Raw genomic sequence first — 11,653 nt, forward strand, 5'->3', positions numbered from 1 at the left:
ACCGGTGTCCGCGCTGCTGACACGCTCGCGGCGTGGTCACCGACACCGCAGTGCGCCCAGGAACCGGCCGCGACTTCCGCCGGTTCTGGACCGGCGACGTGGTCTCCCAGTTCGGCTCCCGGATCACCGAGTTCGTGCTGCCGCTGCTGGTCGTGACCACCTTGGACGGGTCGGGCACGCAGGTCGGCCTGTTGCAGGGCCTGTACCTGTGCCCGTTCTTCCTGTTGCCGCTGCTGGCGGGTGTCTGGCTGGAGCGGCGCACGAAGCGGCCGGTCATGATCGCCGCGGACCTCGTCCGGTTCGTGCTCGTCATGGCCGTGCCGGTGCTGGCCCTGCTCGGCATGCTGACGTTGCCGCTGCTGTACGTGATCGCGGTGCTCGGCGGCGCCATGACGGTCCTCTACGACATCGCGGCGACCAGCTACCTGCCCCTGCTCGTCCAAGGCGAGGCGCTCGCGTCGGCCAACAGCAGGGTCCTGGCGGGCCAGGCCGCGGGCGCGACCGGTGGGCCAGGACTCGCGGGCTGGCTCAGCGGCCTGTTCGGCCCGGCCGCGACCCTCGTGTTCGACGGGTTGTCGTACCTGACCTCGGCGAACGCGTTGCTGCTGATCCGCCACCGCGAGCAGGTCCCGCCCCGGTCGCGGCGCAACCTCCGGCGTGAGGTGGCCGAAGGGCTGCGGGCGGTGCTGGACAACCCGCCGGTGCGGGCGTTCGCCGTCCACGCCGGGATCTACAACGCGGCCACCGCGATGACGACCGTGGCGTTCCTGATCTACTTCGTGCGCGAGCTCGGGCACAGCCCGGCCGCGTACGGACTGATCATGCTGTGCGGCGGGCTCGGCGGCATCTGCGGCGCGCTGACCGCTCCCGCGCTGATCAGGCGGCTCGGCTACGGGCGCTCGATGCTGGTCGTGCTCGTGTTCTCCACGTGGCCGTACTTCCTGCTGCCGCTGGCCGGTGGTGGTCAGCTGGACGTGGCGCAGTGCGGCCTGGCCTACTTCCTCGGCTCGGCCGGGGCCGCGGGCGGGACCGTCGTCGCGTTGACCGTGCGGCAGAAGACCACACCGCCCGAGCTGCTCGCGCGGATGAACGCCAGCTACCGGCTGTTCGCGTTCGGCATGCTGTCGCTGGGTTCCGTGGTCGCGGGCTTCCTGGTCGACGGGGTCGGCGCACGCACCACGCTGGTCATCGCGCCCGCGCTGCTGCTGGTCTCCGCGCTCCCCGCGGCCAGCCGGCCGATCCGCACGATCCGCCACCTGGACTGACGGGAGGGCGGCCCGGCGCACCGGGCCGCCCTCCCGTCACGATCAGCGGTAGGAACGCAGCAGCTCGGTGAGGCAGCCCGTGCCGAACTCCAGGGCGTCGAGCGGAACGCGTTCGTCGACCGTGTGCAGCAGGCCGCGGTAGTCGGTGCCCGCCGGGAGCTTCAGCGGGAGCCAGCCGTAGCAGCGGATCCCGAGCTGGGCGAACAGGCGTGCGTCGGTCGAGGCCGGCGAAACCATGGGCAGCGGAACCGCGTCCGGGTCGGCCTTGGCGAGGATGTCCGCCATGGTGTCGTAGAAACCGCCGAACTCCGGCTGGCGGATCCGCTCCGGCCGGACCATCGAGCCCTCCAGCAGCAGCTCGTGCTCGAAGTCCTCGCCCACGAGGTGCCGGAGCTCGCCGACGAAGTCCTCGACGGTGTACCCGCCCGGCAGGATCCGGCCGTCCAGGTCGACGGTGATCTCGCTGGGCACGACGTTGATCTTCTCGGTCGTGCGGACGATCGTGGGGTTCGCGGTGTGCCGCAGCACGGAGTCCAGCCGCAGTGCCTCCCGCTGCGGGAGGCCGTCCGGGCGGGGGTCACCGGTCTGGTCCTCCCGGTAGCGGGTCACCTGCTCGGACAGCGGGGCCGGCAACGCGCCCGCGAGGACCTCCAGCATGCGGTCCGCGGCCGAGGTCTGGTGCCGTGGCATCCGGGTTCCGGTCAGCGTGCCGAGCAGCCGGCCCAGCCGCGCCATCGGCGAGTCCGGCGGCGCCAGCCGCGAGCCGTGACCGCCCGGACCGCGCAGCGTCACGCGCAGCCAGCAGGCGCGTTTCTCGGCGACCACGATCGGGTGGAACCGGTGACCGGGCAGGTCGATGCCGGCCCCGCCCTCCTCACCGATCGCGTACTCGACGCCGTCGAACAGCTCCGGGTGCTCGTTGACGAGGTACCGCGCGCCGACCGCGCTGCCCGCTTCCTCGTCGGCGACCACGGCCAGCACGACGTCACCCGCGGGGCGCTCCCCCGCGGCCGCCAGCCGCGACAGGGCGGACAGCATCATCGCCAGCCCGCCCTTCATGTCGATCGCGCCCCGGCCCCAGACGTGCCCGTCGACGATCCGCGCCTCGAACGGCGGGTGCGTCCACTGCTGGCCGTCCACCGGCACGACGTCGGAGTGCGCGTGCAGCAGCAACGGCGGTGCCTCGCCGCGGCCGGGGAACCGCGCGACCAGGTTCAGCCGCTCCGGGTCCGGGCCGAGCACCTTCAGGTCCACGTCCACGCCTGCGAGCAGCCGACGCAGGTGGTCGACGACGGCGGTCTCCGCGCCGGGCGGGTTGGTGGTGTCGATCCTGATCAGGTCCCGCAGCAGCGGTACCGGTTCGTTGGCGAACGACATGCAGGTCCGTCCTTCTTCGTCAGGTGAGCAGGGCGACCACGCGTGCGGCCAGCGCCCGGACGTCGCCGTCGTCGGGCCGCAGCACCAGCTCGGGGTGCTCAGGCGGCTCGTACGGGTCGTCCACGCCGGTGAACCCGGTGATCTCGCCACGGCGGGCGCGCGCGTACATGCCCTTGGGGTCGCGGGACTCGCACACCTCGACTGGGGTGTCGACGTGCACCTCCCGGAACGACAGCCCGGTGTCGGCGTGCCTGGCCCGCACCCGGTCGCGGTCGGCCCGGTACGGGCTGATCAGCGCGACGATCGCGACCACGCCCGCGTCGGCGAACAGCCGGGCCACCTCGCCGACCCTGCGGACGTTCTCCGCCCGGTCCTGCGCGCTGAACCCGAGGTCCGAGTTCAGGCCGTGCCGCAGGTTGTCGCCGTCGAGCAGGTAGGCGGGCCGGCCGGCCGCGACCAGCAGGCGCTCGACCTCCGCCGCGATCGTGGACTTGCCCGCGGCCGACAGCCCGGTCAGCCAGACCGTGCAGCCCGGCGTCGCACGCGCCACCTCGGTCCGGTGCCACACGACGGTGGGTGCGGCGGGGCGCAGGATCATGCCGGCGCCGACGGTGTCGTTCGTGGCCTCGTCGATCAGCACGAAGCTGCCGGTCGCCCGGTTGTGCCGGTAGACGTCGTAGGCCAGCGGGGCGTGGGTGTGCAGCGTGACGCGGCCGATCTCGTTGAGGGACAACGACGCCGCGGACTCGTCGCGGTGCAGGGTGGTGATGTCCAGCCGGTAGCGCAGGACCTGCACCGTGGCGCGGACCTCCTGCGTGGTGTGCTGGACGAGCAGCCGTGAGCCGAGCGAGAGCGCGGACCGGTCGCCGAGCCAGCAGACCATGGCCTCGACGTCCCTGCCGACCTCTGGCCGGTTGCCAGGCTTGCAGATCAGGTCGCCGCGCCGCACGTCCACGTCGTCGGCCAGCCGCACGGTGACCGCCTGGGGCGCGAACGCGTACGGCGACGGCTCACCGCCGGGCCGGTGGATGGCCGAGATGGTCGAGGTGACGCCGGAGGGCAGCACGACGACCTCGTCGCCGGGCCGAAAGGTGCCGCCGCTGACGGTGCCCGCGTAGCCGCGGAACTCGCCGTGGCGCACCACGTACTGCACGGGCAGCCGGGCGTCGACCAGGTTGCGGTCGGACGCGATGTGCACGTTCTCCAGGTGGTGCAGCAGCGGAGTGCCCTCGTACCAGGGCATCTGCGTGCTCCGCTGCACGACGTTGTCGCCGTGCAGCGCCGAGACCGGGATGAACGTGACGTCCCGGACGTCGAGCCTGGACGCGAACTGCTCGAACTCCGCGCGGATCCGCGCGAACCGCTCCGCCGACCAGTCGACCAGGTCCATCTTGTTCACGCACACCACCAGGTGCGGGATGCCCAGCAGACCGGCGATGAACGCGTGCCTGCGGGACTGGTCGAGCAGGCCCTTGCGCGCGTCCACCAGGACCAGCGCGAGGTCCGCCGTGGACGCGCCCGTGACCATGTTGCGCGTGTACTGCAGGTGACCGGGGGTGTCGGCGATGATGAACCGGCGCCGGGGCGTGGCGAAGTGCCGGTAGGCCACGTCGATGGTGATGCCCTGCTCGCGTTCGGCGCGCAGGCCGTCGGTCAGCAGGGCCAGGTCCATGACCGTGCCGCGGGCCTCGCTGGCGCGTTCGATCGACGCCAGCTGGTCGGCGAAGATCGCCTTCACGTCGTAGAGCAGCCGCCCGATCAGGGTCGACTTGCCGTCGTCCACGCTGCCTGCCGTGGCCAGCCGCAACAGCTGGGGGTCCATCAGAAGTACCCCTCCCGTTTGCGATCCTCCATGCCCGCTTCGGAGATCCGGTCGTCGGCCCGCGTCGCGCCGCGCTCGGTCACGCGGCTGACCTCGGTCTCCGCGACCACCGCGGCCGGAGTGTCCGCTGTGGATTCCACGCAGCCGGTGCAGGTGGCGTCGCCGACCGTGCGGAACCGGACCGTGGCCTCGTACGGCCGCTCCCCCGCTTCCAGCCGCAGGAACCTGCTCTGCGCCAGCAGCATCCCGTCGCGTTCGACCACCGTGCGGCGGTGGGCGTAGTAGAGCGACGGCAGGTCGATGCCCTCGCGGGCGATGTAGGACCAGATGTCCAGCTCGGTCCAGTTCGACAGCGGGAACACCCGCAGGTGCTCGCCCCTGCGGTGGCGGGCGTTGTAGAGGTTCCACAGCTCGGGCCGCTGGTTGCGGGGGTCCCACTGGCCGTGGTCGTCACGCAGGCTGAAGACGCGTTCCTTGGCACGCGCCTTCTCCTCGTCGCGGCGGGCACCGCCGAACAGCGCGCCGAACCGGTGTTCCGCGGTCGTCCGCAGCAGGGTCGTGGTCTGCAGGCGGTTGCGGCCGCCCGGCCCCTCCACCACGCGACCGGCGTCGATGTCGTCCTGGACCCGGCCCACCACGAGCCGCACGCCGGTCCGGCGCACGACCTCGTCGCGGAACTCGACCACCTCGTCGAAGTTGTGCCCGGTGTCGATGTGCACCACGGGGAACGGTGGCGGCGCCGGCCAGAACGCCTTGACCGCCACGTGCAGCATCACCATGGAGTCCTTGCCGCCGGAGAACAGCAGCGCCGGCCGCTCGACGGTCGCGACCACCTCGCGCAGGACGTGCACCGCCTCGGCTTCGACCGCGTCCAGGTGCGACAGCACGTAGTCCTCCGCGACGGCCACTACACCCCCATCGCGCGGCGCAGGCTCAACGGCCGCATGTCCGTCCAGACGGTCTCCACGTGCGCGAGGCACTCGCTCTTGGTCCCGGTGACGCCGACCTCGCGCCACCCGGACGGCACGTCGCGGTACGTCGGCCAGATCGAGTACTGCTCCTCGTGGTTGACCACCACGGTGAAGCGGGTGCCGTCCTCGTCCTCGTCACGCATGTCCATCCTCCATCTCGGTTTCACGCTGTACCGCCAGTGAGCACAGGACCGCCGCCAGGTCACCGGCGTTGGCGGCGTGCATCATGCTGAAGTGGTCGCCCCGCACGACCGTGGTCCGGACCTCACCGTCCACAACGGACTCCCAGCCCGCCGTGGTGGTGGAGGCACGCGGGACCACCAGGTCCACGACGCCGCGGAGGCGTGCGGGCTGCCACACCGACACGGCCGTGGTCAGGTCCGTGAACGTCTTCGCCTTGGCCAGCATCTCGGCGCGTTGCCCGGCGGGCAGCAACCCTGCTTCCGCCAGGGCGTCCAAGGCCAGCTCGTACTGGGCACCGGGGTCGAGGGCGTTCAGCTCCGCGACGTCCAGGGTCACGTCGGCGCCCGACGCCGCCACCACGCTGCGCACGAACCCGTCGACCGCGAGCGGCAGGGGAACCGGGAAGCGGGGGCCCGCGGGGACGACCGTGTCGAGCAGCGCGAGCAGCCCGACGTCACCGAGCTCGGCCGCGACGGCCACGGCCAGGCTCCCGCCCAGCGACCAGCCGACGAGGTGGTACGGGCCCTCCGGCCACCGCTGCCGGATCGCCGCCGCGTACCTGCGCGCCAGTTCCGGTACGTCCGGCCGGGCGTCCGCGGGCAGCTCGATCGCGTAGCACGGCCGGTCGTCGACATGTTTGCTCAACGGCAGGTACGGCAGCGAGGAACCGGTGCTCGCGTGCAGGCAGATCAACGGCGGCAGCGTTCCGGACTCGGTCAGCGGCACGATCAGCTCCGCAGCGCCACCGCCGTCAGCGGTGGTGCCGGTGGCGACGCCGGCGAGCTCGCGGATGGTCTGGTGCTGGAACAGCTGGCGGGCGGTGATCGGCACGCCACGCCGGTTCGCCTTGTCCACCACCAGGACCACGGAGATCGAGTTGCCGCCGAGGTCGAAGAAGCCGGTCCGGACACCGACCGGTCCCCCGCCGAGCACCTCCTGCCAGACCTCGGCGAGGACCTCCTCGGCCGGGGTGGCGGGCGGCTCGTACCGCACGTCCTGTCCGGCCGCGCCGGGTTCGGGCAGCCGCTTGCGGTCGACCTTGCCGTTGGGCGTCAGGGGGAACGCGTCCAGCCAGGTGAACCGCGCCGGGACCATGTGGTCGGGCAGCAGGTCCCGCAGGTGCCGCCGCACCTGCGCGTCACCGGGCCGGGTGCCGTTCTCGGGCACCAGGTAGGCCGCGAGGTACTGGCCGCCCGCCTCGCCCCAGGCGGCGACGGCGGCCGAGCGGACGCCGGGGTGGGAGAGCAGCGCGGCTTCGACCTCGCCGAGCTCCAGCCGGTGTCCCCGGATCTTCACCTGGTCGTCCACGCGGCCCAGGAACTCCAGCCTGCCGTCAGCGCGGCGGCGGGCCAGGTCACCGGTCCGGTAGAGGCGCCGGCCACCGCCGGCGAAGGGGTCGGGGACGAACCGGTCGGCGGTGAGGCCGGGCCTGCGGTGGTAGCCGGCCGTGACGCCGTCCCCGCCGATGAACAGCTCCCCCGCCACGCCGATGGGTTGCGGCTGCAGCCGGTGGTCGAGCACGTAGGCGGCCTCGTTCGCCAGCGGCGTCCCGATGGTCACGTCGCCGACGACGCGGTCCGCGGTCGACCACACCGTGGTCTCCGTCGGGCCGTACATGTTGTGCAACTCGGCGGGGGTGATCTCGCGCAGCCTGCGGGCCAGGTCGGCGGTCAGCGCCTCACCGCCGACGAGCAGCACCTTCAGCGACGCCAACGCATCGGCCGCGTCGGGTGCTCCGGCGAGCAGGCCGGCCAGCGTCGGGGTGCACTGCATGTGCGACACGTCGTGCGCGCGGATCAGTGCCGCGAGGCTGTCGTCGTGCCGGGCGGCGGTGAAGGCCTGGCGGACGGCGTCGACGTGCGGCAGCGCGGCGAGGACGTCGTCGGTGCCGACACCGAAGTCGATCAGGCACGCGATCTCGTCGACGCCCAGCTCCGCGAGCCGCTCGGCGAACCGCACGCACTGCTCGGGCGTGCCGAACAGGCCACCGGTCTCCATGTACCGGTCGGCGGCGTGTTCCAGCAACGCCTGCCGGTCGTCCTCGCTGAGCGTGTCGAACTCCAGGCCCATCTGCTTGGCCAGGCCGCGCAGCAGGTCCAGCGAGGTGCTCAGGTACTGCGTGAACGGGCCGCGGGCCACCTCACGCGCACGGTCGCCGTCCGGGTCGATGAACGTGTGCAGCATCAGCGCCACGTGCCCGCCGTCGGTGCCGTGGCGTTCCCGCCAGGCCTCGCGGTAGACGGCGATCTTCGCGGCGAGCGCGTCGAGGTCCTGGCCGAGCATGTGGGTGAGCAGACCGAGCCCGGCGTGCCCGGCGGCCCGGAACGTCTCCGGGCTGCCGGCGGCGCTCAGCCACATCGGCAGCTCGGCCTGCACGGGAGCGGGCCGGATGCGGACGTCGACCTCGGCGCCCTCACCGGCGGGCATGCGGACGCTCTCCCCGCGCCACAGCGACCGCACGGTCTCGACGCCCTCCAGCATGACCTTCTTGCGTTCGCCGTAGTTGTCCGGCGCGAACACGAAGTCGTTGCGGTGCCACCCGGAGGCCACCGAGATGCCCACGCGGCCGTCAGACAGGTTGTCCACGACGGACCACTCCTCGGCCACCCGCACCGGGTTGTGCAGCGGCAGCACCACGCTGCCCGCGCGGATCGAGATCCGGTCGGTCGCCACGGCCAGCGCCGCCGCCATGACCGACGGCGCCGGGTAGAGCCCGCCGAAGGCGTGGAAGTGCCGTTCGGGCGTCCAGACCGAGCTGAACCCGTGCCGGTCGGCGTACCTGGCGCCGTCCAGCAGGAGCCGGTACCGGTCGCTGCCGGGCGTGCTGGAGTCGTCGCTGGCGAAGTAGAACAGGCCGAAGTCGAGCTTGCGCGTGGGCCGCGTGGCACGTCCGCCGAGCATGGTCTCGGTGTTCGCTTCGGCGACCACGACGGTGAACCCCCTGGCCAGCGTCCACAGCAGCTCGACCACGGAGATGTCGAACGAGATGCTGCTGACCGCCAGCCAGACGCCGGGATCACCGGTGCCGATCCGCCGGTCCAGCTCGGTGTACAGGGTCATGACCTCGCGGTGGTCGACCATCACGCCCTTGGGCTGGCCGGTCGAGCCGGAGGTGTAGCAGACGTACGCCAGCATCTCCGGCGCGCCGGCGGTCGCCGGTGCCGTGGCCGGTTCCCCGCTCACCTCCGCGACGTCGATCAGCGTGACGCCGTGCTCCGCCATCGCGGTCCTGCTGTCCGCGTCGACGACGACCGCCGCGGGAGCCGCGTCCCGGAGGACGAACCCGAGCCGTGCGGCCGGGTACTTCGGATCGAGCGGCACGTACGCCGCACCGGCCTTGAGCACGCCGAGCAGGGCGGCGACGGTGTCCACCGACCGCCCCACGGCGACGCCGACCAGGCTGCCCGGCCCGGCGCCGGCGGCGGCCAGCCGGTGCGCGACCTGGTTCGCCCGCTGCCACAGCTGCGCGTAGGTCAGCGAGGCGTCCCCGCTCACCACGGCGGTCGCGTCCGGGGTGCGCCCGGCCTGCGCGTCGAACGCCTCGTGCACGGTGCCCGGCGCGACGGGTGCCTTCGTGTCGTTCCAGTGCACGGTCAGCCGGAGGCGTTCCGACAGCGGCAGCAGGTCCAGCTCGGAGATCCGGGCGTCCGGCCGGGACACCGCGGACTCCAGGAGCTGACGGGTGTGCTGCAGGAAGCGGTCCATCCGATCGCGGTCGAAGAGCTCGGTGGCGTACTCCAGGCCGAGCTCGACGCCTCCCGCGGCCCGTTCGGCGACGCTGAGGGTGAAGTCGAAGCGCGCGGTGCCGGTGTGCAGCGCGACGCCCTCGACCTCCACATCACCCATCCGCACCGACTTGAGCTGCTCGTCGACCTGCAGCAACGCCACCTGGAACAGCGGGTTGGCGCCCGCGTCCCGGTTCGGCCGCAGCTCGTTGACCAGCTGGTCGAACGGCATGTCCTGGTGCGGGTGCGCGGAGTAGACGGTGTCCTCGGCCCGCGCCAGCAGTTCGCGGAAGTTCGGGTCACCCGCGGTGGACACCCGCAGCACGACCGTGTTGGCGAAGTACCCGATCAGCCGCTCCAGCTCCGGCCTGGTGCGGCCGGAGAACGCCGTTCCGGCGACGACGTCGTCCTGACCGGTGTAGCGGGAGGACACCGCCGCCAGCGCGGCCAGCATCAGCGGAAGCACCCTGGTCGGCTGCGGGCCGCCCAGGGCCTGGAGCTCGCGGTGCAACCGGGCCGGCAGGACGTGGTGGACGGTGTCGCCCGCCCAGGTGGGAGCGCCCGGTCGCGGCCGGTCGGCCGGGAACCGCAGGGTTTCCAGGCCCGCCAGCGTCTCCCGCCAGTGCTCCAGTGACGCCGAGCGCCGCGCGGCGGCCTCCGGGCCGTGCTGCCAGACGGCGAAGTCGGCGTACTGGATCGGCAGCTCCGGCAGGACGGCGGGCCGGCCCGCACGGGCGGCACTGTAGAGCTCGATCAGTTCCCCGGTGAGGATCTCGGTGGACCAGGCGTCGGTGGCGATGTGGTGCAGGGCGAGGACGAGCAGGTGGTCGTCGTCCGCCAGCCGCACGAGGTCGGCGCGCAGCAGCGGGTCGCGTTCCAGGTCGAACCGGCGGCGCCCGGCCGCGGCCAGCAGGTCGCCGGCCCGGCGTTCGCGGTCCTCGAACTCCCGCAGGTCCGTCACGGTGAACAGGTCCGCCCCCGGCGGGCCGATGACCTGGCGCGGGCCGTCGGGCGTGTTGACGTAGCGGGTGCGCAGGCTCTCGTGCCGGGCGACCAGCCCGGAGACCGCGTCGCGCAGCAGGGCCACGTCCAGCTCGCCGCGCAGGCGCATGGCCAGCGGCGTGTTGTAGATCGGCTTCCCGTCGGCCCACTGGTGCATGAACCACAACCGCTGCTGCGCGAACGACAGCGGCAGCGGCTCGTCACGTCCCACGGCGGGGATCCGGCCGGTCTCGCGGTCGGCGGCGCGCTTGGCGCGGAGCTCGGCCACGAGCGCGGCACGCTGCTGAGCCGTCAGGTTGCCCAGCCGCTTCTCAGTGCTCTCGTGCATCGCGCTCCTCGCAGCTCGGCCGCCTCACCCCGGCAGCCTGTCCGCCCGCCGGAGGGCTCGGCCAGTCCGGGGATTCCCCTACCCGCCACCACGCCAGAAACTCCGGCTCGTCCAGCCGCGGCAGGGCGAACGAGCTGATCACCGCGGCGGGCAGCGGCCAGCGCCGCCGCACCGGCGTGCCGTCCGACAGCGGGGCGAGGTCCACACCGCGCAGCACGCCCAGGTGCCGGTTCCTGCGCACCTCGGCGGAGATCCCGTCCGGCGCCGGCGACGTCGCGCACACCGTGCCGCCGTCGACCGACCACCAGGACCGGACCGTTCCCGGCGTGCGGTCGAGCTCCGGGTAGGCGCGCGGTGTCACCGGTTCACCGAGCAGGAGCTCCATGTGCACCTCGGACAACGGCTTGTCGTCTGCCGGGAAGTGGTGCACCGTCCGGTAGCCCGCACGGGCGTAGAACGCCGGGTTGCCGCGTTCGACCACGGCGTCGAGCACCACGCGTGCCGCTCCCTCCGCCCGTGCGCCGGCTTCGAGTGCGCGCAACAGCAGCTTGCCCACGCCGAGGCCGCGGGTGTCCGGCGACACGGCGAGCCGGCGCACGCACCAGTCACGGCTGTGCGCGCGCACCGCGCCGACGAGCCGGCCGCCGGCCGTTGCGGTCCACAGGTGGTACCCGGCGGCCAGGTCGGCCCGCACGTCCTGCGCGGTCTCCTTGGCGCCGTCCGCCACCGGCAGCCCCGGCACGAGGTCACCCGCGCGGTAGGCACGCCTGGTCACGGCGGCGACGTCCTCGGCCAGCCGATCGGTCAGCACGAAGGCCTGATCGACGGTCACAGTGTCTGATGTGGACACACCACACCTCCCCCCGGCGCAGGGTGGCACGCGAGGGGCGGCCCGGACCTGTAGGGGTATTGCCGGACTCGTCCGGCTCCGGCGCGCTGGACAGGGTGGGAACCGGCCTACGGGCAGCCGAGGACGCGCA

Annotated in this window: 7 protein-coding genes; 1 reads left to right on the forward strand and 6 read right to left on the reverse strand. The window is 72.9% G+C overall.

The features are described from left to right. Positions 1 to 32: 32 nt before the first annotated feature. A complete protein-coding gene (locus ADL03_RS40740; RefSeq protein WP_053739002.1) occupies positions 33 to 1,265 on the forward strand; it encodes an MFS transporter in 1,233 nt (410 codons plus the stop codon). 42 nt (positions 1,266 to 1,307) lie between these two features. Here the strand turns inward: ADL03_RS40740 and ADL03_RS40745 are convergent, their stop codons facing one another. The 6 genes from ADL03_RS40745 to ADL03_RS49100 are packed head-to-tail and all read right to left on the reverse strand — an operon-like array spanning position 1,308 to position 11,505. Beyond that, positions 1,308 to 2,642 carry a M20/M25/M40 family metallo-hydrolase gene (locus ADL03_RS40745; protein WP_053739003.1) on the reverse strand — a complete coding sequence of 445 codons (1,335 nt, stop codon included), beginning with the start codon at positions 2,640 to 2,642 and terminating at the stop codon, positions 1,308 to 1,310. 19 nt (positions 2,643 to 2,661) lie between these two features. Beyond that, complete coding sequence (gene cysC, locus ADL03_RS40750) at positions 2,662 to 4,464, reverse strand: adenylyl-sulfate kinase (protein WP_053739004.1); 1,803 nt, start codon at positions 4,462 to 4,464, stop codon at positions 2,662 to 2,664. Beyond that, positions 4,464 to 5,372 carry a sulfate adenylyltransferase subunit CysD gene (gene cysD / locus ADL03_RS40755; RefSeq protein WP_053739005.1) on the reverse strand — a complete coding sequence of 303 codons (909 nt, stop codon included), beginning with the start codon at positions 5,370 to 5,372 and terminating at the stop codon, positions 4,464 to 4,466. Before cysD ends, cysC begins: the two co-directional genes overlap by 1 nt. Beyond that, positions 5,372 to 5,578: an MbtH family NRPS accessory protein gene (locus ADL03_RS40760; RefSeq protein ID WP_053739006.1), complete on the reverse strand. Its 207-nt coding sequence runs from the start codon at positions 5,576 to 5,578 to the stop codon at positions 5,372 to 5,374. The genes cysD and ADL03_RS40760 overlap by 1 nt, the downstream gene beginning before the upstream one ends. After that, entirely contained in the window at positions 5,571 to 10,673 is a 5,103-nt protein-coding gene (locus ADL03_RS40765) for a MupA/Atu3671 family FMN-dependent luciferase-like monooxygenase (protein WP_053739007.1), read from the reverse strand. Before ADL03_RS40765 ends, ADL03_RS40760 begins: the two co-directional genes overlap by 8 nt. Then, positions 10,657 to 11,505 (reverse strand): GNAT family N-acetyltransferase, encoded by an 849-nt coding sequence (locus ADL03_RS49100; RefSeq protein ID WP_053739008.1) that lies wholly within the window; start codon positions 11,503 to 11,505, stop codon positions 10,657 to 10,659. Before ADL03_RS49100 ends, ADL03_RS40765 begins: the two co-directional genes overlap by 17 nt. Between the last annotated feature and the right edge of the window lie 148 nt (positions 11,506 to 11,653).

Source organism: Nocardia sp. NRRL S-836, from assembly GCF_001279525.1.
GTDB lineage: Bacteria > Actinomycetota > Actinomycetes > Mycobacteriales > Pseudonocardiaceae > Lentzea.

What these genes read in the sequence shown, in the direction of transcription:
- ADL03_RS40745 (WP_053739003.1), bottom strand. Translation starts at nt 2,642, where the DNA reads ATGTCGTTCGCCAACGAACCGGTACCGCTGCTGCGGGACCTGATCAGG.
- cysC (WP_053739004.1), bottom strand. Translation starts at nt 4,464, where the DNA reads ATGGACCCCCAGCTGTTGCGGCTGGCCACGGCAGGCAGCGTGGACGAC.
- ADL03_RS40760 (WP_053739006.1), bottom strand. Translation starts at nt 5,578, where the DNA reads ATGCGTGACGAGGACGAGGACGGCACCCGCTTCACCGTGGTGGTCAAC.
- ADL03_RS40765 (WP_053739007.1), bottom strand. Translation starts at nt 10,673, where the DNA reads ATGCACGAGAGCACTGAGAAGCGGCTGGGCAACCTGACGGCTCAGCAG.